Source organism: Flavobacterium sp. LC2016-13, assembly GCF_009707955.1.
GTDB lineage: Bacteria > Bacteroidota > Bacteroidia > Flavobacteriales > Flavobacteriaceae > Flavobacterium.
Window position 1 is genome coordinate 32,661 of record NZ_WMDQ01000004.1, and the last position, 23,524, is coordinate 56,184.

Here is a 23,524-nt window from a genome sequence, read left to right on the forward strand (position 1 = left end):
GATGAAAAGAAATAACGAAAATTTAATCTTGGCTCTAGCAAAGTTTGCAGAAGATTGGTGGCTACCTTACAATGATAGCATAAGTATGCTTAGCAATGCTATTGAAAATGGTATGATTAGTAAAAGAGACTTAGTCAAAAATTTAATTGAGGCAATTAATGACGTTAATTTTGACTGGATCGATCTTGCTAAAGAAAGTCAATTACTAATTATACCAGAAGCATATACAAATAAGGAAATAAAAAATTATGCAAAATTCCTACTCTATGATTATTTAATACCAGAAAAAATTATAACAAAAGAGGAATTAGACAACTTAAATATAGCTGTTGAAAATTTACTCCAGAAACATACATCAAATGATGGTTGGATATTAGCTTATGATTTATTTGATGAGCTAAAAAAACAAGATCAATTTGTAGACTTAGAATATTATAACCTTTGGAAATTGCCTTTTATCAACAGACAAATATTACAAAGATCCATTCAGGATAAAGACCGAGAGATAGGGTATTTAAAATATAATACCAAGCTCTCCGAACCGTTCCCTTGAAAAACTACGCAAACGTCTCTGCCTTTGCGCAGTTTTTTTTGTTGTTAGATATTGTAATTTCATAAAAATATCTCCATTTTTTAATGTTAGTTTTTAAATGTTAAAACACACGAAAATCGTTTATCTTTAAAATAAAAACTGCTTTTGCATGAAGGAAAGATAATCGAGGTTAGACGACAGACACAACTAATGAATTATGATGAATATCATTATTTAGTACTAATTGAAGGCAAATTTATTTTGTCGCAAAATTGAAACAAGATAGAAGGTTTTTTATTTTATATCAAAAACAACATTAACATTTGTCAAATCTTTCTGAACATCAATTAAACAGCTTTTCTATTTATAATCGTTTTACAAAGACATATAGAATATAACAATCCTAATTCTAGTATATTTGCGATAAAAATAATTATGCAAACATCAAAATATACAAAATTTGCCGTAATCATTATGGTAATTTTATTTGTGGTTCTTAGTGTTATAAGCTGTACTACACATGTACATAGCAGCGAATCAAAAAAAGTACCGCCGGGACAAGCGAAAAAAATGTCGGGAAGTAAAAGTGCTAAAGCTTATGCACCTGGACAACAAAAAAAGCGTTAATCAAAAAGCCTTCTAAAATTCAGAAGGCTTTTTGATTTTAAACAGTAATTACACTAAAAACAAAAACTCATTGAAGTTAATTATCAATCCTGACCATTTGTTATTTTCAATAAATAAGTCCCTTCCGGCAAGTCACCAATATTAGAAGCATTACTTCCAATTATTTTTTTTCCTTGTGAGAAAACCTCAACTTTTTTAGAAACCGTATTACTATTTGTTGGAGTTGTAGGAGCTGCTGCTGTTTTTACTGCAGCTTTAGTTTCTGCTGCGCCCTTTTTTACAGCTGGTGCTTTCTCTACTACTGGAGCAGGAATAGGTTTAGAACTGTTATAAGACTCCATAACCTGTTCATCAGTCATAGCGACATTATATATTTTTAAGTCGTCTATATCAGCATTAACACCAATTGTTGTATTTAGTTCTCCAAGTCTAAAAATATATCCTTTCGTTGAGCGGGCAATTCCATCTACCGATTTTAATAATTCGCCGTTGCGATATACTTTAGAAGCATTTCCATCATAAGTAATACTATATTGATACCAAACTTCTTTTGCAAGCGGAATTGAAACCAGAACATCATTGCCTGCTCCCCAGCCTGCCAAACTTACTTCAGAATTACCTCCAGTTGCGCTTTGTTGTAACAAACCAAAATATTGGCCATTTGCTGCACCACCATAACCTAAAATGTAATTGGGTGAAACGATAGTATTAAATTTTACCCATATCGATACAGATCTCGGTTTTTTATCTTGCGGAAGTTCTCCCACAACAGCTTGCAAAGCTTTATTAGTAAGTCGCTGTGCTCCGTTTGCAACTCCCATTCTGTCGGGTACAAAATTGGCGGTTCCAACAAACGAAATTGTTTTATCCTTACTGTTTAAATTTCCATCGAAATTAAATTCCTGAATTGGATTTTGGGCATTGGCATTTAAAAAACTTACAAACATTATTGTGAGTAGTATTCTTTTCATATAGTAGGTTTTTGGGCTTTAAGACATGTGTCATTTTAATACATCTAATCTATACTATTATAAAGTCTATCAAAAATTTTACCGATGACTGACCTAAATAATCGTTGAAAAAATAAAAAAAGAAGACTTTACCTACTTTTAAATCGATTAAAATGTCAGCTATATTCTTAAAATAATGAATTAACTTTAAACAAATATAAAAATAATCCATTACAAATATATTATTACTACAATTTTAAGAAAATTAATTTAAACCAATTACATCTTCAAATTTAAAAACGTAGTAGATTCAAGATTTGACATACAATTCATAAAAAAAGCTCCGAATAAAATATTCGGAGCTTTTATATTTTAGAAGTAATTAAATTACTTTACAAATTCAATTTTTTGAACTTCTTCTTCGTTTACACTATCAAAGAATCCTTGTTCATTCATCCAGTCATCACTAAATACTTTACTCATATAACGAGAACCGTGATCTGGGAAAATAGCAATAATATTACTGTCTTTTGTAAACTCACCTTCTTCTGCATATTGTTTAATCGCCTGCATTACCGCACCAGATGTATATCCAACAAACAAACCTTCTTTGCGAGTAATCTCTCGGGCTGAGTGAGCACTTTCTTCGTCGGTAACTTTCATGAATTTATCAATGATATCAAAATCTGTAGCAGATGGAATTAAGTTTTTACCTAAACCTTCTATACGATACGGATAAATTTCTTTATTATCGAATTCTCTTGTCTCATGATATTTTTTCAATACTGAGCCAAATGCGTCGACTCCGAGAATTCTAATGTTTGGATTTTGCTCTTTTAAGAATTTTGCAGTTCCTGAGATTGTTCCTCCGGTTCCGCTACAAGCAATAAGGTGGGTAATTTGTCCTTTGGTTTGTTCCCAAATTTCCGGACCTGTAGTGTTATAGTGGGCATCAATATTTAACTGATTAAAATACTGATTAATATATACTGAACCTTTTGTTTCTTCATGCAGTCGCTTGGCAACATTATAGTATGACCTTTCATCATCTGCAGAAACGTTAGCGGGACAGACATATACTTTAGCTCCTAAACTTCTCAACATGTCAATTTTATCTTTCGACGATTTTGAACTTACTGCCAGTATACAATTATAACCTTTTATAATGCTTACCATAGCTAAACTAAATCCTGTGTTACCAGATGTTGTTTCGATAATGGTGTCTCCGGGAGAAAGAATTCCTTTTTTCTCGGCTTCTTCAATAATATATAACGCTATTCTATCTTTTGAGGAATGTCCCGGGTTAAAAGCTTCTACCTTTGCGTAGAAATTACCTTCTAACTCTTCGGTGATTTTATTTAGTTTAATAAGCGGAGTATTGCCTATTAACTCTAAAACATTATTATAAGCGTTTATTTCTTCTTTCATAAAAAAATAGTTAATCAAAGGTATTTTTAAATAACCTCGATAGGTTGCAAATTTAACAAAAAATTTCTAATTAGCCTTTAATTTTCTCTAAATCTAATAAAAAACTAAATTCTTTTGCTAAGTCTTTTAAAGCTTCAAATCGCCCTGAAGCACCGCCATGCCCAGCATCCATGTTGGTATCTAAAAACAAAAGATTATTATTTGTTTTCATATTTCTCAACTTGGCTACCCATTTAGCCGGCTCCCAATATTGTACTTGCGAATCATGCAATCCAGTAGAAACGTACATATTTGGATATTGTTGTGCTTTTACATTATCGTATGGCGAATACGATAACATATAATCGTAATATTTTTTATTATTTGGGTTTCCCCACTCGTCATATTCCCCAGTTGTTAGCGGAATACTGTCATCGAGCATTGTTGTAATAACATCTACAAAAGGAACCTGAGCAATAACTCCGTTATACAATTGTGGAGCTTCATTTACGATAACTCCCATCAAAAGTCCTCCTGCGGATCCTCCTTCTGCATACAAATGTTCAGAAGAAGTATATTTCTCGTCTATTACAAATTTAGAGCAATCAATGAAATCTGTAAAGGTATTTTTCTTTTTTAACAGTTTTCCATCTTCATACCATTGTCTGCCTAAATCTTCTCCTCCTCTAATATGTGCAATGGCATAAACAAAACCGCGGTCTAAGAGCGAAAGTCTTGTTGATGAAAAATAAGTATCCATAGTAATCCCATATGAACCATAGGCATAAAGAAGCAACGGATTTTTACCGTTTTTTTCTAAACCTTTACGATAAATCATCGAAATTGGCACTTTTACACCATCTCTTGCCGTTGCCCAAACGCGTTCTTCAATGTAATTCTCTTTATCAAATTTTCCACCTAAAACCTGTTGTTCTTTTAAGATTTCCTTGGTTTTAGTTTTCATATTAAAATCAATTACAGACGATGGCGTTGCAAGCGATTGGTAACTGTAACGCAAAATATCTGTATCAAAATCAATATTGGTTGTGGTATAAGCGTTATAAGTTTCGCTGCCAAATGGCAAATAATAATCCGGTTCATCATTCCAAGGCATGATTCTGATATGATTTAAACCATTTGAGCGTTCTTCAACTACTAAATAATTTTTGAAAATCTCAATATCTTCCAACAAAACATCTTCACGATGCGGAATAAGATCTACCCAGTTTTTCTTCCCTGTTTTATTTTCAGGCGTTTTCATCAACTTAAAGTTGGTTGCTTTGTCTTTATTGGTTAAAATATAAAACGAGTCTTCAAAATGCGAAATACTATACTCTAAACCACGTACACGAGTTTGAAAAACTTCAAACTCTCCATCAGGATTATCAGAATTCAGAATTCTATATTCCGTTGTTAAAGTACTTCCTGAACCAATAACAATATATTTTCTTGATTTTTCTTTGCTTATCGAAACATTAAAAGTATCATCAGTTTCATTAAAAACCAAAACATCAGCTGATGAATCCGTATTTAATTTATGTCTGAAAACTTTATCAGCTCTTAGCGTAACTTCATCTTGTTTGGTATAAAAAACAGTGTTATTATCATTTGCCCAAACAGATCCGCCAGTTGCATTTTCTATTTTATCTGCTAAAATTTCTCCTGTTTCTAAGTTTTTAAACTGAATGGTATAAATTCTTCTTCCAACAAGATCAAGTCCAAAACTTGCAAATTTATTATCCGGACTAATACTTAATCCTCCTAATTTAAAATATGCATGACCTTTTGCCATTTCATTACAGTTGAATAAAATTTCTTCATCTGCAGAAAGACTTCCTTTTTTTCTTGAAAATATCGGGTAATCCTGACCTGTTTCAAAACGAGTGATATAAAAATAACCATTGTAAAAATACGGAACAGAAGAATCATCTTCTTTAATTCGGCTCTTCATCTCTTCATATAAAGATTCCTGAAGTCCTTTTGTGTGTACCGTCATACTTTGGTAATAAGCATTTTCCTGATTTAAATAATCAATTACCTCAGGATTTTCACGGTCATTTAGCCAAAAATAATTATCGGTTCGTATTTCTTTATGTTTTTTTAATGATTTTGAAATTTCTTTGGCTTGTGGTGCCTTTATATCGTTTTGCATTTGTTGGGCATTAATTTTTATATAAGAAGGAGCAAAAATACTATAAACACAATAGAACGGAATTAATTTTTTCATAAAATATTCTATTGTTTTAATACAGCAATATACTAATTTTGTACGAGATAATTTAAAAATCAACAAAATGGATTTAATGGGAATGATGGGTAAACTTAAAGAGACCCAACAAAAGATAGAAGATACAAAAAAGCGTTTGGATACTGTTTTAATCGACGAACAAAGCGCTGACGGATTATTAAAAGTAACATTAACTGCTAATAGAAAAATACAATCAATCTCTATTGATGATTCTTTATTAGAAGACAAAGAGCAACTGGAAGATTACTTAATCGTAACCCTAAATAAAGCAATTGAAAAAGCAACAAGCGTAAACGAAAGAGAACTTGACGCGGTTGCAAAAATGGATATGCCAATGATTCCCGGAATGGATAATCTTTTTAAATAAAGGTCCTAAGGCTATAAACTACAAAGGTTCAAAGATTTTCTCATTGTGATTAACCTTTGAACCTTTTTCTTTTATATACTATAAGTTCAAATCTTTGTTCCTCTGAACCTTTGCCTCTTTGTACCTTTTCTAAAAAACCTTTGCCTCTTTGAGCCTTTTCTAAAACTTCGAAAGAGTCTCTAAAACATACGTATGCATCACTTCTCTATAATCTAAATGTGTTACAATGCGGAGTTTATTATGCCCCATTGAGCTTATTGAAATGTTTTTTTGTTTTAGTTTTTCGATTAAAAGTTGGTCGTTATAACCTTCTGCTAATGAAAAAATCAAAATATTAGTTTCTACAGGTTCGATTGCTGCGACCCAGGGTTTTGTACTTAAAACTGCTGCAATTTCTTTAGCTCTTCGGTGATCTTCGGCTAATCTTTCAATATTATGTGCCAAAGCATATAATCCGGCTGCAGCCAAATAACCTACCTGACGCATTCCACCACCAAATATCTTTCTGATTCTCAACGCTCTATAAATATCAGCTTTCGTTCCAAGCAAAACAGAACCAATTGGAGCGCCTAATCCTTTTGATAAACAAACTGAAATTGTATCGAATATTGCCCCAAATTCCTTTGGGTTTTGTCGCTTAGCCACCAATGCATTCCAAATTCTGGCTCCATCTAAATGGAACTTTAAATTATTGGCATCACAAACCTTTTTTATTTCTCTTAAATCTTCTAATTCATAACAAGCGCCTCCGCCTTTATTGGTCGTGTTTTCAACACAAACCAAACTCGTTAACGGACTATGATAAAACTCCGGATCGTTAATCGCCGCCGCAACCTGCGCTGCATTTATCATTCCTCTGTCTCCATCTAACAAGCAGCATGAAACGCCACTATTAAAAGAAACTCCTCCACCTTCATAATGGTAAACGTGTGCGTATTTATCAGCAATTAATTGTTCTCCCGGCTGCGTATGCAATTTAATTGCCGTTTGATTTGCCATAGTTCCAGACGGAAAAAAAAGTCCAGCTTCCATACCAAAAAACTCAGCTACCCTTGACTCTAATTCGATAACTGTAGGATCTTGTTTGTATACGTCGTCACCAACTTGTGCGTTAAACATATACTGCAACATTTCGTATGTAGGTTTGGTAATGGTATCACTAATTAAATTTATTTCCATATTCTAAAAACTATATCTTATTTTTGTACAACAAAATTACGTATTACTTATAGTTATTCTTTGTGAGTTTTAATAAATTTTAACTCGTAAATAAACTAAAACCAAATTAACGTAATATTTATAAAAAACATATAAAACTAATATTAATTTATGACAACTACCGAACAAATAAAAGGTATTGTGGAGCGCCTTGGTGCGTTGAGGAGGTATCTTTGACGTTGATGCCAAATTAATTGAAATTGCCAACGAAGAAGAAAAAACCTTCGCTCCCGATTTTTGGAACAACGCAAAAGAAGCCGAAGTAATTGTAAAAAACCTTAGAAACAAGAAAAAATGGATCGAGGATTATAACAAAGCCATTGAACTTACTGATGAGTTGCAACTTGCCTATGATTTTTATAAAGAAGGGGAACTTTCTGCAGAAGAATTAGACGAACATTACAACACAACGCAAACGCATATTGAAAACATCGAGTTCAAAAACATGCTTTCTGACGAAGGAGACAGTTTAAGTGCCGTTGTTCAGATTACTGCCGGAGCCGGCGGAACGGAAAGTTGCGACTGGGCCGGAATGCTAATGCGTATGTATATGATGTGGGGCGAAAGTTATGGTTATAAAATAAAAGAACTTAACTTTCAGGAAGGCGAGGTTGCAGGAATTAAAACTGTTACTTTAGAGTTTGAAGGCGATTATTCTTTTGGTTATTTAAAGGGAGAAAACGGCGTACATCGTTTAGTTCGAATTTCACCTTTTGATAGCAATGCCAAACGTCACACTTCATTTGTATCTGTTTATGTTTATCCGCTTGTAGATGATAGTATCGAAATTGACATTAATCCTGCCGATATCGAAATTACAACCTCTCGCTCTAGTGGTGCCGGAGGGCAAAACGTAAATAAGGTTGAAACAAAAGTACAATTAGTACATAAACCAACCGGAATTCAGATTCAATGTTCTGAAACACGTTCTCAACAAGACAACAGACAACGTGCGATGCAAATGTTACGTTCTCAATTGTATGAAATTGAATTGAAGAAACAACAAGCGCAACGCGCCGATATCGAAGCCGGAAAAATGAAAATCGAATGGGGTTCGCAAATACGTAATTATGTTATGCAGCCTTATAAATTAGTAAAAGACGTTCGTACCGGCCACGAAACAAGTGATGTTGATGGCGTTATGAACGGAAATATTGATGGGTTCCTAAAAGCATTTTTAATGATGATGGGACAAAAAGAAGAGGAATAAATTTTAAAACATTTAAAATTTGTCTTTGAACCATTAAGATATTAAGTTACACTAAGAAGCAAAAACTTAATTTTTCTTAATATCTTAATGGTTAAATTAAAATAATTTTCATTTTAAATCTATACTTATGATAAAATGGGCCGATGTAATTCGTTTTACAAATAAAGGAAATCCAGCTCCGGAAAAAAGAGTGGAGAAAACAGAGGAAGAATGGAAACAGATCTTAACCCCTGAAGAATTTCAGGTAACACGCTTAAAAGGAACTGAAAGATCATTTAGCTCAGAACTTTGCAGTTTGTTTGATCCTGGAATCTATGAGTGCAAATGTTGTGGAACTTTGCTTTTTGATGCATCAGAAAAATTTGAATCAGGAACAGGCTGGCCTTCATTTACACAACCAATTAAGGAAAATGCTATTGCTTATCATGCAGACAAATCATACGGAATGATTCGTGTTGAAGTGGTTTGCAATACTTGTGATGCGCATTTAGGACATATTTTTCCCGATGGTCCTGAACCAAGCGGATTACGTTATTGTATTAATGCCGTATCATTATCTAAAATAAAAGAATAATTCAACCTTAAATTATTCAAGAAAAGCGATTCCTTTTTATTATAAAAGAGAATCGCTTTTTTAATTTTATAACATTCAGAAATAATAAAATTTATTCGATTTTTTTGATTTGTATTACTTCAATAATTAATAACTAATTTAAGTTTTAACTTACAAATTTTAATCGTTACCAGTATTAATTGAAAACATTAACAAAATATATTTTAAAATTCTCTCTACAATTTTCATCAGGAATTCAGCAAAAAATTCAATTAAAGCTTAAACAGAATCAAAAAAGACACATAACTTACAAAATATCAAATCCCTTTTATCATTCAAAAAAGCCTAATTTAAGGACTTAAGTTGTATTATTTTAAATAGATAGATCATTTTAACTTATCAATTTTTCACTTAATATTATTGGTTTGAAAAAGATTTAAAAACTTACAAATAACATCATACAAGATGTATTAAAAGCCTCACAATGCAATTTACAAATGAAAAACAAACAATAAATTAATAGTTTTTTTGTTAATTTTGTAATATTTAAACTATTATTTAAAATACTATATAAAAAACTTCAAAATAAGATTAGGTAATTTAAATGTAAATCATTTTATTTGGCGAATATTAACCCTTAAGTCAACTAAATTTACTAAATGAAATCCTACTCAATTCACGAAATCAATGAAGTTATAAATGGCGTAATATACGGCAGTACTTCACAATCTATTACAGCTACAGAACAACTTGAAAAAGCTACAACTTCTGAAATTTCTTTTATAGGAAATAAGAAATATGAAAAATTCTGGGAAGGCTCAAAAGCTTCAGTTGCAGTAGTTAATGAAGATATTTCGATTGAACCTGGGGATAATCGTGCTTTTATCAAAGTAAAAAATGCAGATTTGGCAATGTCTCAAATCCTGGCGCTTTTTGCACCTCCTACTCCAATATTTCACACCAACATTCACAAAACTGCTACAGTAGATGAAACTGCAATTATTGGCGAAGGAGCCAGAATTGGAGCAGGTTGTTATATTGGTCCAAATGTAGAAATTGGGGCTAATGTTACTATTTATCCAAATGTGACAATTTTAGATGAATGTACGATTGGTAAAAACACTATTATATGGTCGGGAACTGTAGTTCGTGAGCGTTGTCATATTGGTACCGATTGTATTATTCACCCAAATGCAACAATTGGTGCTGATGGATTTGGATTCCGTCCTTGTAAAGAAAAAGGTTTGGTGAAAATTCCACAAATCGGAAATGTAATTATTGGAAACGGAGTTGAAATTGGAGCAAATTCTTGTGTAGATCGTGGAAAATTTAGCTCGACTATTCTTGGAGATGGTTGCAAAATTGACAACTTAGTTCAGATTGGACATAACAGCAAATTAGGTAAATTTTGTATTATGGCCGGAAATAGCGGTTTAGCAGGTTCTGTAACTTTAGGAAATGGTGTTATTATTGGCGGAAGCGCTTCTATAAAAGATCACACCACTATTGGTGATGGCGCTATCGTTGGTGCCGGTTCAGGCGTTACCGGAGATGTTGCTGCAGGAAAAACAATGTTAGGATATCCTGCTGTTGAAGCTCGCGATGCATTAAAACAATGGGCCATTTTAAAAAGAATGGTTTGCGATTCTAAAAAATAATTCAAACAACATTATATATAAAAAAACAGAAGTAAATCTTCTGTTTTTTTTTTGCTTTATACTTTTATAAGGCTTCACATTCAAAGCCAAGAACTTTCATTAAAATAATAATCTCTTTCATAATATTATTATCCGATTCAAATCGTAAAATCCGATCACAATCTTCCAGATCAAAATTCCATTTAGAATTCGGAAATAACCTATTCAATTTTGGGGTAATTCGCTGCACCTTCGAAAGCGTATTTACATTTGTTTTAAACACTAAAACCATGGTTTAATTATTTGGTTATTGGTTGATTTAGTTTTTCTGATAGTTATTCTTTCAAATCAATCTTGCTTAAAATTTTGGCATCAATGTAGAAAGTTCCAAACGGAATTATACATGCTAAAAGTACCTTCCATGTTGTATTTCTAAATTTCCAATTTTGTTCAACACCAACACTTATAGTATTAAAAATAAAAAGCAAAAAAAGCGCTCCGTGTATTGTTCCAACAGGTCTTGTCAGAATTGGCATTTCAAAAATATATTTTAAAGGCATAGCAATAAAAAGTAAAATCAATAAAGATGTTCCTTCCAGAAAACCAATAATTCTTAATCTTCCGGTATTTGTTTGCAGTAAATTTTTCATAAGTTTTATCTAAAATAAGGTCTGTTTGCTAAAGGTGAAAATGGCCACGGAATGGTAATGAAAATGATAATTAAGGCAATTGAAAACCAAAGCAGCATTGTTTTGAATTTATCATTATCATTTGCTTTTCTTTTGGCTAAAGCTGAACCAATCGTAATTAAAACAATCGCAGACAGCATCAGGAAAATATGAAGTATTCCAAAAAATACAAACTCACTATTTTGAATTCCTTCTTTAAAATTCTTCCAAAAGTATTTTACGATCGGACTTTGAACGTAAATTAGAATCCCGAAAATTAATTGAATATGGGCAATTGTAGCAGTCCAATGTCGAACAGAATTGTCTGTTTTTGTAAAAAGAGATTGAGTAGAAAAGCCTTTATAAGCTCTAAAAATCGAGTATAATAAGCTTCCTAATACGAGCCATCGCAAGATCGAATGGCAAAATAATAATGATTGATACATTGTTTTTTGATTTTGACAATGCAAATATATTCAAAAACATACTAACTAGTATGTTTTTGGAATTAAATTTATTTAAGGCTATTCAAATAACCCCTAAACTCTTTTAAATAAGCAACATAACATAAATTATTATCCTGAAGTTTTCCGAAATTTCGTATTCCCCAATATCCAGACATTATAAAAAAGGCAACTTGTTCTCCATTTACATCCTTTTTGATTACTCCTAATTTTTGACCGTTTAAAATACCTTTTTCAATAGTATGTTTCCATTGATCTACTAATTCAGACAAAGCAATACTAAACTGATTATTCCACGGTGTCATTTCCTGAGTTAGATTTCCAACCGGACATCCATATTTTACCTGCAAAAAAGGATCTTCAAGAAGCAAATAAGAAATCATATTATAAAAATCATCAATAGGATTTAATGAGTTTTCAATAGGCTGTATAAAACTTTCCATCATTGTAGGCTTTAAAATCTCCTCAATAATGGCAACTCCCATTTCATCTTTCGTTTTAAAATGATAATAAAAAGCGCCTTTTGTAACTTGCGTAGTTGCAATAATATCATCGATACTTGTGGTTTGATATCCTTTAGAATAAATCAATTCGAACGCTTTATGAAGAATTGTCAGTCTTGTATTTGCAGCTTTTGACATAAAAAATACTGATTAGTATGAAACAACAAATTAAGGCAAAAAATATGACTTCGAATAAATTCAGTTACTAATCCATAACACAGCTAATTTCTTTTAATTTTTTTGGATATAGTGAACCTACTTTTATTTCATTTGAGGAAAACATTTTATTATGTGGGTTTCAATTGATTTTGTAAATTAGCCAACACTATTTTGTAAAAACATCAATTTCTTATGGATTTAAACTTCAATAAAAACGAAGATCACAATAAATTATTACTTTCTGAACTAAAACAAAAATTTGCCAAAGTAAAATTGGGCGGAGGTGAAAAACGTATCGAAAAGCTACATGCCGAAGGTAAAATGACAGCTCGCGAACGCATCGATTATCTGTTAGATGAAAACTCAAAAAGTATAGAAATTGGAGGTTTTGTTGGTGAAGGAATGTATGCTGAACATGGTGGTTGTCCTTCTGGCGGCGTTGTCATTAAAATAGGATATATAAAAGGAAAACAATGTATTGTTGTTGCCAATGATGCTACTGTAAAAGCCGGTGCATGGTTTCCTATTACAGGAAAGAAAAATTTACGCGCACAGGAAATTGCAATGGAAAATAGAATTCCAATTATTTATTTGGTTGATAGTGCCGGCGTTTATTTACCGCTTCAGGATGAAATTTTTCCTGATAAAGAGCATTTTGGACGCATCTTTAGAAACAATGCCCAAATGAGCAGCATGGGAATTACTCAAATCGCTGCCGTTATGGGAAGTTGTGTTGCCGGCGGAGCTTATTTGCCAATTATGAGCGACGAAGCTTTAATCGTTGATAAAACCGGAAGTATTTTTCTTGCCGGAAGTTATTTGGTAAAAGCAGCAATTGGTGAAACTATTGATAATGAAACTTTAGGAGGAGCTACAACGCATTGCGAAATTTCCGGAGTGACAGATTATAAGGCCAAAGATGATAAAGATGCATTGGATAAAATAAAAAATATTGTAGACAAAATTGGCGATTATGACAAAGCTGGCTTCAGCCGAATCAAAGCCGAAAAACCTACTCTTGACCCTGCAGCTATTTACGGAATTTTACCAAAAGCCAGAAATGAACAATATGATATGATGGAAATCATCAATCGATTGGTCGATAATTCTGAATTTGAAGCTTATAAGGACGGTTACGGACAAACCATAATAACAGGTTATGCCAGAATTGATGGCTGGGCTGTTGGTATTGTGGCAAATCAAAGAAAGGTTGTTAAAACCAAAAAGGGAGAAATGCAATTTGGTGGCGTAATTTACTCTGATAGTGCAGATAAAGCAACTCGTTTTATTGCGAATTGCAATCAAAAGAAAATTCCTTTAGTTTTTTTACAAGATGTTACAGGTTTTATGGTTGGATCAAAATCTGAACATGGCGGAATTATAAAAGACGGCGCCAAAATGGTAAATGCCGTGAGTAACTCGGTTGTACCAAAATTTACTGTAATTGTTGGAAACTCATACGGAGCAGGAAATTATGCAATGTGCGGAAAAGCCTATGATCCGAGATTGATTTTTGCATGGCCAAGTGCAGAACTTGCCGTTATGGGCGGAACTCAGGCCGCAAAAGTATTGGCTCAAATTGAAGCTTCTTCGCTTAAAGCAAAAGGAGAAGTTGTTGATGAAGCCAAAGAAACAGAGTTATTCAATAAAATAAAAGCACGTTACGATGAACAGACTTCACCTTATTACGCCGCTTCAAGATTATGGACAGATGCTATTATTGATCCTTTAGATACTCGTACTTGGATTTCTATGGGAATTGAAGCTGCGAACCACGCTCCTATTCAAAAACCATTTAATTTGGGAGTTATTCAGGTTTAGCCATTTAGTAATTCTTTAAAATACGTTAAAAAAATAATACAAAACTCATTTTCAAGCCATTAAAAAAATCTATATCATTAAAAATTAGTAACTTAGTATATTATTTTTAATCACGTAGCATCATGGAAAATGTAAAAAGTTTGAATAAATGGGCTAATGCGCACACTTATTTACCAGTAGATTTAGTACGTATTGTATTGGGCGTTTTTTTATTTATGAAAGGAGTTTGGTTTGTAACCAACGTTCAGTATTTGCATGATTTAATTTCTCCTATCGACAGATTTGGGGGCGGAATGTTTATGTTACATTACATTGCGCCAGCTCATATGATTGGAGGCATAATGATTGTTTTTGGATTACTTACCCGTTGGGCCATAGCGGCTCAGTTACCCATTTTATTTGGAGCCGTTATTATCAATTTCATGGGAAACATGCACTCTGAAAATTTAATTTTAGCTGTGGTTACATTATTAGTTTGTGTTTTCTTTTTGTTTTATGGCAGCGGAAAACATTCGGCTGATTATTACTTCAAAATGCAACAATAATAGTTATTTATCCTCGGCAATAAATGTTGAGGATAAATAATAACTTTTTTTATCGTTAATCTTTTCTTTAAAATTTCTTTAATTGTGTTTTATGCATTAAATTCGCCGCCATGAATTCGATTCGTAAGACCCTATTTTTTGTATCACTTTTGATCATTGCTTTCTTTGCTATGCAAGCAAATGAAGCTGCTGTACAAAAAATTGAGACTCAAAAAACGGATACAAATTTTTCTATTGAATCAACTGATTCTTTAGCTTTCATACAACCGCAGACAAGTTATCAGCTTATAGCAAATATTAAAACAAATCATCCTGCCGTAATTAAATGGTTTGATGCATTGTTAATGATAATTCCAAGTCATCAGGTTATAAAATCGGCATCAAATTTTGCCAATCAATATTCTCTTCAGAGTAAAAAAGTCTCTTTACTGCTCTACCCTTTCCATTATTTTTGGTAATTAAATACATGAAATTTTAGCGCGAAGAATTATTCCTTCCAAATAAATTAAACCGTTTTCAATCAGGAGACTGTTTATTATTTCATATTATTTAATTTAAACAACATGGATACAAGTGTAACTATAATTGGTATTGTGATTGCGGTCATAGTAGCCATTCCCGTATATTTCTCTGCCCGAACAAGTGCTGCAAACAAATCAAAAATTTTAAGCATAAAAAAGAAATTCAATCCGACATATCCGGAACATTTTGATTTAACAGAGTCTCAAAGCAATAAAACGCTTACAATCGATCACAAAAATCGAAAATTCATTCTAATGAATTTCAATCCAAATCAACAAGAATCAACGTTTGTAGATTTAAAATCAGTCTCATCAGCTAAATTGGTTTTAACTACAGATGGAAATTCAGACACAATCTTAAAAATTGATTTTGAATTTCAGGATAGAGAAACTTCTAAAAAAATTACAATTCCATTCTATGATTTTGATGACGACCGCATCAAACAAATAAGTGCTTATCAAGATCATATGTTTGCAAAAAAATGGCTTAAAATCATCCAGGATTCTATTTAGTGTTAGTTATTTAATTCAGTAAAAAGAGGCTCATTTTGAGTCTCTTTTTTTTATAGCATTAATATGATATTTATCATTTTATATTTTGGATTTAGAACTTAATTTTGATGTTCCAAAATCCACTTTTATGAAAATTTCTTTGATTCAAAAATACAATGTTCCAGGTCCAAGATATACAAGTTATCCAACTGTCCCGTATTGGAATGAAGATAATTTTACTCCAGAAAAGTGGGCAGAATCTTTTCAGAAAGCATTTTCAGAGAGTAATTCTCAAAACGGTATCAGTTTATATATTCATTTACCTTTTTGCGAAAGCATGTGTACATTTTGCGGATGCAACAAACGTATTACTAAAAATCATTCTGTTGAGGAAACCTATATAAAAGCACTCTTAAAAGAATGGAGCTTATATTGTAGATTGCTTCCTGAAAAACCTTCTATAAAAGAAATTCATTTGGGTGGCGGTACACCAACATTTTTTTCAAAAAATAACTTAGAACATCTTATAAATGGTATTTTTAGTTTTGCTAATAAAGCTAAAAATTATGAGTTTAGTTTTGAAGGACATCCAAACAACACCACTTACGAGCAACTCAAAAAGTTATATGATCTGGGCTTTCGCCGAGTGAGTTTTGGTGTTCAGGATTATGCAGAAAAAGTTCAGAAAGCAATTAACAGAATTCAACCCTTTCATAATGTCGCAAAAGTAACTTTTTGGGCAAAAGAAATTGGGTATAATTCTATTGGTCATGATATTATTTTTGGTTTACCATTTCAAACTCTTGAAGATGTTGTTGATACTGTTGAGAAAACAAATTCTTTAAAACCGGATCGTTTGGCATTTTACAGCTACGCACATGTGCCGTGGATAAAAGGAAACGGGCAACGCGGATTTAATGATGAAAATCTTCCAAAAGATGCCGAAAAAAGAAAATTATATGAAGTTGGCAAAAAGCTTCTTTCTAAAAATGGTTATCATGAAATTGGTATGGATCATTTTGCGCTGGAAACTGATAGCTTATATAAAGCTGCAGAAAACAAAAAACTGCATCGGAATTTCATGGGGTACAGCGCTTCAAAAACACAATTGATGATTGGTTTAGGTGTTTCATCTATTAGTGATAGTTGGTATAGTTTTGCACAGAATACGAAGAGTTTAGAAGATTATTATCAATTACTAGAATGGGATAAATTGCCTGTTGTAAAAGGTCATATACTAACAGATGAAGACCTTATTATTCGTAAACATATATTAAACTTAACTTGTGAGTTTGAAACTTCCTGGAATAATGAATCATTATATTTTAAAGAACTCCCAACTGTTTTATCAGATTTGAAAGAAATAGAAAAAGATCAGTTAATTATAATTGAAAACAATAAAATAAGAATTACAGAAGCCGGAAAACCTTTTGTACGCAATATATGCATGGCTTTTGATTTGCATTTAAAAAGAAAATCACCGGAAACAAGTTTGTTTTCGATGACTGTTTAATGACAATTAGGAACTTGTTGTACAAACAAACTCATATTAGATGGTGAAACATACGGAATTCCTAAACCTAAACCTCTAAGGATAAATAAAACACCAATAATCACCGCAACATAAGGAATAGCTTTTTGTATTTTATTTCGAAACGGAAGTTTTATCATTGCATTAATATATACCACTAATGTCATTAGCGGTAAAGTTCCTAGACCGAACAAAATCATATACAGAACTCCTAAATTGGCACTTTGCATAGCTATTGCGCCAAATAAAGCCACATAAACCATTCCGCAAGGCAAAAATCCGTTTAGCAATCCAATTATAAAAAGTGATTTATAACTTCTGTTTTTAAACTGATTCCCTAAGCTTGATTTTATTTTTGAGATGATTTTATAAACTGGTTTGGAGAAGTTATATTTTGAAAATACCTTTTCAGGAATTAAGGCTACAAGTATCATCGCCAAACCAATAAAGATTGACATTTTTTGCTGTAATCCTGCCAAAAAGAAACCTCTGCCTAATAATCCAAAAATTAAACCGATTGAAGCGTAAGCTGTCAATCGGCCTAAATGATATGTTATTATCTGGGTTATTTTTTTAGCTTCATTCTCACGATCTACAGGTAACATCATGGCAATTGGCCCGCACATTCCGATGCAGTGTAAACTACTGATAAGACCAAATATGAAAGCTGAATACAACATTTGTTTTCTATTTTTTTGCTACAGATTAATTAGATTAAAATGATCAGAAAAACCTGTTCGAATTAGTTCAATTGGTGGCAAGGAAATAATCTACTTATTTTTTATTTTGCTACAGATTAGGTTATAATGATTTTAATCTGTGTAAATCATTACAATATGTGGCAAAAACAAATTTAATCTACGTAAATTACTTCTTTAGTTAAATACTTCTTTCCATCGTATTGCCATTCCATATTCACATCCCAACGTCCTTTTATCAATTTATTTTTTGGGATAAATAAAGTAGAATTTGACAAACTGATTTGAGTATTAAAATCAAATTTCTTGTTAGAAGGTCGGTACAATAAAACATTTCCTTTTATTTTATCACTTTCTAATGTTGTTGGAAAAGCGATTTTTACACCATTTTCGGTATATTTAATAGAAGGCTTGTATTGTAAATCATGTGCATTTTGAATTCGGGCCATTTCTTCCTGAAAATGCGAATCGTGTTTATAATATTCTTCAACAACCAAATCGTTATCGTACTTACTATTCGATTGCACTTCAAAAACAAAATATAAAATAAAGGTCATAAACAGCGCAAAAGCAATGACAATTCCGGTTCCCCAATTGATTTTCATGGTATTTTTATTTTAATTAAAACTTCGTGGACCTAAAAAGTTTGTTGTTGTAGTTTCAAGCAATTCTTTGCCATTATAAACCCCAATTTCAACTTTTGTTTTATCACTTTCTAAAAGTGCTTTTTCTATTTCTATAAATAGTGTTCCTTGTGAAATGTCTTCTTTTTTAATTTTAAAATGTTCTTTTCCAACATTTTTAATTTCCCCTTTTTGATCAATTAATTCAAAATGAATATCGTTGTAATCTTTCATCGTTTTATTGACAATTTTATAGGTATAAACATTACTTATTTTATCGCCTTTATGCTGAAAAAGCTGTCCTGGTAAACGTAAAACAATCGCCTGAACATCGGTTCTTAAAAACAACATTCCTGCAAAAACACCTAGTAAAATAATTAAAACAGCCGTGTAACCTTTCATTCTCGCTGTGAATTTAAAAGGCTCTTTTTTTGCAATTTCATCTTCAGATGCATAACGAATAAGTCCTTTTGGCAAACCAACAGTTTCCATTATACTATCGCATTCATCGATACAGGCCGTGCAATTTGTACATTCTAATTGTGTTCCGTTTCTAATATCAATTCCCATCGGACAAACATGCACACATTGATGACAATCGATACAATCTCCTTTACCGGTTATAGCTCTGTCCTCTTTTTTATTAAACTTGGCGCGGCCAACTTCTTTTTCTCCACGTACAAAATCATACGCAACGTTAATCGATTTGTTATCTAAAAGAACTCCTTGTAATCGGCCGTAAGGACAGGCAATTATACAAACCTGCTCACGAAACCATACAAATACAAAATAAAATACTCCTGTAAAAATAAGCAGTGCAATAAAATTACTCGCTTGCTGAACAGGTCCTTCTTCAACCATTAAAAACAGCGTGTCACTACCCACTAAATAGGCTAAAAAAACATTGGCGATAATAAAAGAAATTAAGAAAAAAATGGACCATTTAATGAGTCTTTTTCTAATTTTTTCTGCGTTCCATTCTTGTCTTGCTAAACGCGATTGAGCGCCACGATCACCGTCAATCCAATATTCAATTCGGCGAAAAACCATTTCAAGAAAAATAGTCTGGGGACAAATCCATCCACAAAAAATCCTTCCAAAAACAACGGTAAACAAAATAATAAAGACAATACCAACAAGCATTGATATTACAAAGAGATAAAAATCCTGTGGCCAAAATGGAGATCCAAAAATATTGAAACGACGTTCCATAACATTGAACATCATAAATTGATTTCCGTTAACTTTTATAAACGGATTAGCAATTAAAATGGCCAGTAAAATGTAACTAACTATTTTTCGATAATCGTAAAACTTACCAGACGGTTTTTTCGGGAAAATAAATTTTCGATTTCCACCTTCATCAATAGTTCCAATGGTATCTCTAAAAGCTTCGTCTGGTAAATTTGACATGATATTATAATTATTTTTTAACTTCAGTACTGTCTTTTTTTGTACTGACAGCGGCATCTTTTGGTGCACTGTCATCTACCCAAATTTCACCTTCCGGAGCTTTTGGCTCTTTTGGATTACTACCTTGTAAAGACAAAATATAACTCGCTACTTTTTGAATTTCTTTTGGTTTTAAACCATTAGTTTTCCATGATATCATTCCTTTTCCGTCACGTCCTCCATTCGTTATAGTATGGAAAACATTTTTAATTCCACCTCCTAAAATCCAATGGTCATCTGTTAAGTTTGGTCCAATCTGTCCACCGGCATCAGCTCTGTGGCAAGCTGCGCAATTTGTTGTAAATATTTCTTTACCAGCTGCTAAACTTTCCGGATCAGTCAGTAAAACAACCGTCTTTTCATCCATTAAATCAGGTGCCGTTTTAAGATATTCTTCGACATCTACTTTAGCCTGCGCCATTTCCATTTTCAATTCAGCCTCCTGATCGTTACCACCAAAAATTTCGTAACGGGCAAAATAAATTACACCAAAAACAATACAGATATAGAATAAATAAACCCACCATGGCGGCAAATTATTATCAAGTTCTTTAATACCATCATAATCATGATCCATCAATAATTCACCTTCACTTTCTATAGGCTGTGTTTTAGTAAGCTTGTGCATAAGGTTTTTATACCAATCACTTTCTTTTAAAGTTAGGCGCTCTTCATATTCCAGTTTTGCTTTTTCTTCGGGTGTCATCAATTGATACATGACACGATTTACTGCACTTAATGTGATTTCAATAGCAATTAAAATAAACAGGAATGCAAATAAGAAAACTGAAAGCATTGGGTATTTTATAAAAGCCGGTCGATCACCAGAATCTATAAAGTATTCCATTAAACCAAAAACGATGAAGAAAATCAGCGGTACTCTTACATATACTGGGAAAAATTTTTTCATATTATTATCTTTTCAAATTATACTGTTCCTTCATCTAAAGGAATTTCACTCATTTCCTGAATTTTATCTTTTCTATATGAGAACACCCAAAAACCCAGGCCTACAAAAAAGAAAAAGAATATCAGTAGAGAAAGAATCGGGTAAATTTCTATACCCGATATATTCTCCATATTGTGCTTTATTTGTTCGAACATAATGTTATTTTTTAGAAATATCTTTTACTTTAATATCAGTTCCAAGTCTTTGTATATAAGCAATTAAGGCTACAATTTCTCTTTCATTCATCGGCACGAATTTTTCACCTTTAGCAACAGCTGCTTTTTTACTGTCTTCATAACTTTTTACAAAATCAGGATCGTTTTCTAAGCTTTTTTCTATCGAAATTGCCTGCGTTCTCAATGCTGCCTGAGCATTCGCTACTTCAGCTTCTGAGTATGGAACACCAAGCGAAACCATGACTTGCATTTTCTTTTGTGTTAATGAAATATCCATTGGTTTGTTATCAAACAGCCATTTATAACCTGGCATAATTGAACCTGCAGAAATACTTTGCGGGCTCCAGAAATGATTGAAATGCCAGTTGTCATTGTATTTTCCACCTACTCTTAACAAATCAGGTCCTGTACGTTTTGATCCCCATAAAAATGGATGGTCGTAGACAAATTCTCCTGCTTTTGATTGAGGTCCGTAACGCTCAACTTCGCTTCTGAAAGGGCGAACGGATTGTGAATGACAACCTACACAGCCTTCTCTTATATATAAATCACGTCCTTCAAGTTCTAATGGTGAATAAGGTTTTACACTTGAAATTGTTGGAATATTTGATTTTACCATAATTGTTGGTACAATTTGAATCACTCCTCCAATTAAAATAGCAATCGTTGCTAAAATGGTTAACTGAATTGGTTTTCTTTCTAACCAGGAATGGAATTTTTCTCCATTTAGTCTATTACTGCTTATTCTTTGTAATGCAGGAGCCTGAGCTAATTCATCTTCGATGGTTTCACCGGCTTTAATAGTCATGATAATGTTGTAAACCAATGTCAACATTCCAATTAGATATAAAGAACCTCCAATTGCTCTCATCCAATATAATGGCATAATTGCAGTTACTGTTTCAAGGAAGTTACCATAGGTTAAAGTTCCATCCGGATTAAATTGCTTCCACATTGATGCCTGCTGAAAACCAGCCACGTACATTGGTAATGCGTATAAAATAATTCCTAAAGTACCAATCCAGAAATGGAAATTGGCTAATTTATTAGAGAATAATTTACTCTTCGTCATTCTTGGAATCAACCAGTAAATAACACCAAAAGACATAAATCCGTTCCAAGCTAAGGCACCAACGTGCACGTGGGCAATAATCCAGTCTGTGTAATGCGCTATTGCATTTACATTTTTTAATGAAAGCATTGGACCTTCAAAAGTTGCCATTCCGTATCCAGTAATAGCTACTACAAAGAATTTTAAAACAGGTTCTTCACGAACTTTATCCCACGCACCTCTTAAAGTTAAAAGTCCGTTAATCATACCTCCCCAAGATGGAGCGATAAGCATTACTGAAAATGCTACTCCTAAATTTTGAGCCCAACTTGGTAAAGCTGAATAAAGTAAATGGTGTGGTCCGGCCCAGATATAAATAAATATTAATGACCAAAAGTGAATAATAGATAATCGATATGAATAAATAGGTCGATTGGCAACTTTTGGAATAAAATAATACATTAAACCTAAGAATGGTGTTGTCAGGAAAAATGCTACTGCATTATGTCCGTACCACCATTGTACCAACGCATCCTGAACTCCGGCGTAAACAGAATAACTTTTTAATCCTGAAACCGGGATTTCTATATTATTAAAAATATGTAGAACAGCTACAGTTACGAATGTGGCCAAATAAAACCAAATAGCTACATACAAATGGCGCTCTCTACGACGCAACATTGTACCTATCATATTGATACCCATAACGACCCAAATAACTGCAATCGCAATATCAATAGGCCATTCAAGTTCAGCATATTCTTTTGATGAAGTATAACCTAAAGGCAATGTTATAGCTGCTGCGACAATAATTAGCTGCCAGCCCCAAAAATGTAAATTGCTTAAAAAATCACTAAACATTCTGGCTTTTAGCAATCGCTGCATGGAGTAATACATTCCGGCAAAAAAGGCATTTCCTACAAAGGCAAAAATAACAGCATTTGTATGCAAAGGTCTTAATCTACCATAGCTTAGCCATGAAATCCCATCGGTCATGTTGGGAAAAAGGTACATAACCGCAAGGGTTAGCCCTACTAACATACCCACTACTCCAAAAAGAATGGTGGCGTAAATGAATTTTTTTACAATTTTGTTGTCGTAATAAAACTGTTCCATTTCCAT

Annotated in this window: 24 protein-coding genes; 11 read left to right on the forward strand and 13 right to left on the reverse strand. The window is 32.7% G+C overall.

The window, feature by feature from the left end:
* Nucleotide 1: 1 nt before the first annotated feature.
* Nucleotides 2-553: a hypothetical protein gene (locus GKZ86_RS09405; RefSeq protein WP_154782860.1), complete on the forward strand. Its 552-nt coding sequence runs from the start codon at nt 2-4 to the stop codon at nt 551-553.
* A gap of 414 nt (nt 554-967) precedes the next feature.
* The gene (locus tag GKZ86_RS09410; RefSeq protein ID WP_154782861.1) at nt 968-1,159 is read left to right on the forward strand and encodes a hypothetical protein; all 192 of its coding nucleotides are present in this window, start codon (nt 968-970) and stop codon (nt 1,157-1,159) included.
* 83 nt (nt 1,160-1,242) lie between these two features.
* Here GKZ86_RS09410 and GKZ86_RS09415 read toward each other — a convergent pair whose 3' ends face one another.
* From GKZ86_RS09415 to GKZ86_RS09425, 3 genes are all read right to left on the reverse strand, one after another.
* A complete protein-coding gene (locus tag GKZ86_RS09415) occupies nt 1,243-2,130 on the reverse strand; it encodes a LamG domain-containing protein (protein ID WP_154782862.1) in 888 nt (295 codons plus the stop codon).
* Nucleotides 2,131-2,496: 366 nt separating this feature from the next.
* Complete coding sequence (locus tag GKZ86_RS09420) at nt 2,497-3,537, reverse strand: PLP-dependent cysteine synthase family protein (RefSeq protein ID WP_154782863.1); 1,041 nt, start codon at nt 3,535-3,537, stop codon at nt 2,497-2,499.
* Between the two features lie 70 nt (nt 3,538-3,607).
* Nucleotides 3,608-5,743 (reverse strand): S9 family peptidase, encoded by a 2,136-nt coding sequence (locus GKZ86_RS09425; RefSeq protein WP_194632489.1) that lies wholly within the window; start codon nt 5,741-5,743, stop codon nt 3,608-3,610.
* Nucleotides 5,744-5,810: 67 nt separating this feature from the next.
* Here GKZ86_RS09425 and GKZ86_RS09430 point away from each other — a divergent pair, with 67 nt between their 5' ends.
* On the forward strand, nt 5,811-6,131 hold the full coding sequence (locus tag GKZ86_RS09430) for a YbaB/EbfC family nucleoid-associated protein (protein WP_042564215.1): 321 nt from the start codon (nt 5,811-5,813) through the stop codon (nt 6,129-6,131).
* Nucleotides 6,132-6,290: 159 nt separating this feature from the next.
* On the opposite strand, the gene GKZ86_RS09435 is transcribed toward GKZ86_RS09430, so the two are convergent.
* A complete protein-coding gene (locus GKZ86_RS09435; protein ID WP_154782864.1) occupies nt 6,291-7,310 on the reverse strand; it encodes a low specificity L-threonine aldolase in 1,020 nt (339 codons plus the stop codon).
* Nucleotides 7,311-7,460: 150 nt separating this feature from the next.
* Between GKZ86_RS09435 and prfB the strand changes: the two genes are divergently transcribed.
* From prfB to lpxD, 3 genes are all read left to right on the forward strand, one after another.
* A protein-coding gene (gene prfB, locus GKZ86_RS09440; protein WP_154782865.1) for a peptide chain release factor 2 occupies nt 7,461-8,559 on the forward strand; the annotation gives its coding sequence in 2 pieces (ribosomal slippage) (nt 7,461-7,523 and nt 7,525-8,559; 1,098 coding nt in all).
* 127 nt (nt 8,560-8,686) lie between these two features.
* Entirely contained in the window at nt 8,687-9,133 is a 447-nt protein-coding gene (gene msrB / locus GKZ86_RS09445) for a peptide-methionine (R)-S-oxide reductase MsrB (protein ID WP_154782866.1), read from the forward strand.
* 638 nt (nt 9,134-9,771) lie between these two features.
* Nucleotides 9,772-10,770, forward strand: coding sequence for a UDP-3-O-(3-hydroxymyristoyl)glucosamine N-acyltransferase (lpxD, locus tag GKZ86_RS09450; RefSeq protein ID WP_154782867.1), 999 nt, complete (start codon nt 9,772-9,774; stop codon nt 10,768-10,770).
* 314 nt (nt 10,771-11,084) lie between these two features.
* On the opposite strand, the gene GKZ86_RS09455 is transcribed toward lpxD, so the two are convergent.
* The 3 genes from GKZ86_RS09455 to GKZ86_RS09465 all read right to left on the reverse strand — a co-directional run bounded on the left by GKZ86_RS09455 (nt 11,085) and on the right by GKZ86_RS09465 (nt 12,522).
* Nucleotides 11,085-11,399, reverse strand: a complete 315-nt coding sequence (locus GKZ86_RS09455; protein WP_154782868.1) for a DUF3817 domain-containing protein — start codon at nt 11,397-11,399, stop codon at nt 11,085-11,087.
* Nucleotides 11,400-11,404: 5 nt separating this feature from the next.
* On the reverse strand, nt 11,405-11,863 hold the full coding sequence (locus tag GKZ86_RS09460; protein WP_154782869.1) for a hypothetical protein: 459 nt from the start codon (nt 11,861-11,863) through the stop codon (nt 11,405-11,407).
* Nucleotides 11,864-11,931: 68 nt separating this feature from the next.
* Nucleotides 11,932-12,522: a TetR/AcrR family transcriptional regulator gene (locus tag GKZ86_RS09465; RefSeq protein ID WP_154782870.1), complete on the reverse strand. Its 591-nt coding sequence runs from the start codon at nt 12,520-12,522 to the stop codon at nt 11,932-11,934.
* A gap of 213 nt (nt 12,523-12,735) precedes the next feature.
* Between GKZ86_RS09465 and GKZ86_RS09470 the strand changes: the two genes are divergently transcribed.
* The 5 genes from GKZ86_RS09470 (at nt 12,736) to hemN (ending at nt 17,435) form a co-directional block, all read left to right on the forward strand.
* Nucleotides 12,736-14,364 carry an acyl-CoA carboxylase subunit beta gene (locus tag GKZ86_RS09470; protein WP_154782871.1) on the forward strand — a complete coding sequence of 543 codons (1,629 nt, stop codon included), beginning with the start codon at nt 12,736-12,738 and terminating at the stop codon, nt 14,362-14,364.
* A gap of 122 nt (nt 14,365-14,486) precedes the next feature.
* Nucleotides 14,487-14,909 carry a DoxX family protein gene (locus tag GKZ86_RS09475; protein ID WP_154782872.1) on the forward strand — a complete coding sequence of 141 codons (423 nt, stop codon included), beginning with the start codon at nt 14,487-14,489 and terminating at the stop codon, nt 14,907-14,909.
* Between the two features lie 110 nt (nt 14,910-15,019).
* Nucleotides 15,020-15,367: a hypothetical protein gene (locus GKZ86_RS09480; protein WP_154782873.1), complete on the forward strand. Its 348-nt coding sequence runs from the start codon at nt 15,020-15,022 to the stop codon at nt 15,365-15,367.
* A gap of 105 nt (nt 15,368-15,472) precedes the next feature.
* A complete protein-coding gene (locus tag GKZ86_RS09485) occupies nt 15,473-15,943 on the forward strand; it encodes a hypothetical protein (protein WP_154782874.1) in 471 nt (156 codons plus the stop codon).
* Nucleotides 15,944-16,070: 127 nt separating this feature from the next.
* Complete coding sequence (hemN, locus tag GKZ86_RS09490) at nt 16,071-17,435, forward strand: oxygen-independent coproporphyrinogen III oxidase (RefSeq protein WP_154782875.1); 1,365 nt, start codon at nt 16,071-16,073, stop codon at nt 17,433-17,435.
* On the opposite strand, the gene GKZ86_RS09495 is transcribed toward hemN, so the two are convergent.
* From GKZ86_RS09495 to ccoN, 6 genes are all read right to left on the reverse strand, one after another.
* The gene (locus GKZ86_RS09495; RefSeq protein WP_154782876.1) at nt 17,432-18,133 is read right to left on the reverse strand and encodes a sulfite exporter TauE/SafE family protein; all 702 of its coding nucleotides are present in this window, start codon (nt 18,131-18,133) and stop codon (nt 17,432-17,434) included. The two genes, hemN and GKZ86_RS09495, sit on opposite strands and share 4 nt — an antisense overlap.
* Before the next feature lie 173 nt (nt 18,134-18,306).
* Nucleotides 18,307-18,756: a FixH family protein gene (locus tag GKZ86_RS09500; protein WP_154782877.1), complete on the reverse strand. Its 450-nt coding sequence runs from the start codon at nt 18,754-18,756 to the stop codon at nt 18,307-18,309.
* 12 nt (nt 18,757-18,768) lie between these two features.
* Nucleotides 18,769-20,187 (reverse strand): cytochrome c oxidase accessory protein CcoG, encoded by a 1,419-nt coding sequence (gene ccoG, locus GKZ86_RS09505; protein ID WP_154782878.1) that lies wholly within the window; start codon nt 20,185-20,187, stop codon nt 18,769-18,771.
* Nucleotides 20,188-20,197: 10 nt separating this feature from the next.
* Nucleotides 20,198-21,136: a cbb3-type cytochrome c oxidase N-terminal domain-containing protein gene (locus GKZ86_RS09510; protein WP_154782879.1), complete on the reverse strand. Its 939-nt coding sequence runs from the start codon at nt 21,134-21,136 to the stop codon at nt 20,198-20,200.
* Nucleotides 21,137-21,153: 17 nt separating this feature from the next.
* Nucleotides 21,154-21,330, reverse strand: a complete 177-nt coding sequence (locus tag GKZ86_RS09515; RefSeq protein ID WP_154782880.1) for a CcoQ/FixQ family Cbb3-type cytochrome c oxidase assembly chaperone — start codon at nt 21,328-21,330, stop codon at nt 21,154-21,156.
* A 4-nt stretch (nt 21,331-21,334) separates the two neighbouring features.
* On the reverse strand, nt 21,335-23,524 hold the full coding sequence (gene ccoN, locus GKZ86_RS09520) for a cytochrome-c oxidase, cbb3-type subunit I (protein WP_154782881.1): 2,190 nt from the start codon (nt 23,522-23,524) through the stop codon (nt 21,335-21,337).

Coding starts and splice junctions, on each gene's coding strand:
- GKZ86_RS09480 (WP_154782873.1), top strand. CDS start 15,020: ATGAATTCGATTCGTAAGACCCTATTTTTTGTATCACTTTTGATCATT.
- GKZ86_RS09510 (WP_154782879.1), bottom strand. CDS start 21,136: ATGAAAAAATTTTTCCCAGTATATGTAAGAGTACCGCTGATTTTCTTC.
- ccoG (WP_154782878.1), bottom strand. CDS start 20,187: ATGTCAAATTTACCAGACGAAGCTTTTAGAGATACCATTGGAACTATT.
- GKZ86_RS09455 (WP_154782868.1), bottom strand. CDS start 11,399: ATGAAAAATTTACTGCAAACAAATACCGGAAGATTAAGAATTATTGGT.
- GKZ86_RS09415 (WP_154782862.1), bottom strand. CDS start 2,130: ATGAAAAGAATACTACTCACAATAATGTTTGTAAGTTTTTTAAATGCC.
- GKZ86_RS09460 (WP_154782869.1), bottom strand. CDS start 11,863: ATGTATCAATCATTATTATTTTGCCATTCGATCTTGCGATGGCTCGTA.
- GKZ86_RS09495 (WP_154782876.1), bottom strand. CDS start 18,133: ATGTTGTATTCAGCTTTCATATTTGGTCTTATCAGTAGTTTACACTGC.
- GKZ86_RS09465 (WP_154782870.1), bottom strand. CDS start 12,522: ATGTCAAAAGCTGCAAATACAAGACTGACAATTCTTCATAAAGCGTTC.
- GKZ86_RS09435 (WP_154782864.1), bottom strand. CDS start 7,310: ATGGAAATAAATTTAATTAGTGATACCATTACCAAACCTACATACGAA.
- lpxD (WP_154782867.1), top strand. CDS start 9,772: ATGAAATCCTACTCAATTCACGAAATCAATGAAGTTATAAATGGCGTA.
- GKZ86_RS09430 (WP_042564215.1), top strand. CDS start 5,811: ATGGATTTAATGGGAATGATGGGTAAACTTAAAGAGACCCAACAAAAG.
- GKZ86_RS09470 (WP_154782871.1), top strand. CDS start 12,736: ATGGATTTAAACTTCAATAAAAACGAAGATCACAATAAATTATTACTT.
- GKZ86_RS09485 (WP_154782874.1), top strand. CDS start 15,473: ATGGATACAAGTGTAACTATAATTGGTATTGTGATTGCGGTCATAGTA.
- GKZ86_RS09425 (WP_194632489.1), bottom strand. CDS start 5,743: ATGAAAAAATTAATTCCGTTCTATTGTGTTTATAGTATTTTTGCTCCT.
- hemN (WP_154782875.1), top strand. CDS start 16,071: ATGAAAATTTCTTTGATTCAAAAATACAATGTTCCAGGTCCAAGATAT.
- GKZ86_RS09500 (WP_154782877.1), bottom strand. CDS start 18,756: ATGAAAATCAATTGGGGAACCGGAATTGTCATTGCTTTTGCGCTGTTT.
- GKZ86_RS09410 (WP_154782861.1), top strand. CDS start 968: ATGCAAACATCAAAATATACAAAATTTGCCGTAATCATTATGGTAATT.
- msrB (WP_154782866.1), top strand. CDS start 8,687: ATGATAAAATGGGCCGATGTAATTCGTTTTACAAATAAAGGAAATCCA.
- GKZ86_RS09405 (WP_154782860.1), top strand. CDS start 2: ATGAAAAGAAATAACGAAAATTTAATCTTGGCTCTAGCAAAGTTTGCA.
- GKZ86_RS09475 (WP_154782872.1), top strand. CDS start 14,487: ATGGAAAATGTAAAAAGTTTGAATAAATGGGCTAATGCGCACACTTAT.
- ccoN (WP_154782881.1), bottom strand. CDS start 23,524: ATGGAAATGGAACAGTTTTATTACGACAACAAAATTGTAAAAAAATTC.
- GKZ86_RS09515 (WP_154782880.1), bottom strand. CDS start 21,330: ATGTTCGAACAAATAAAGCACAATATGGAGAATATATCGGGTATAGAA.
- GKZ86_RS09420 (WP_154782863.1), bottom strand. CDS start 3,537: ATGAAAGAAGAAATAAACGCTTATAATAATGTTTTAGAGTTAATAGGC.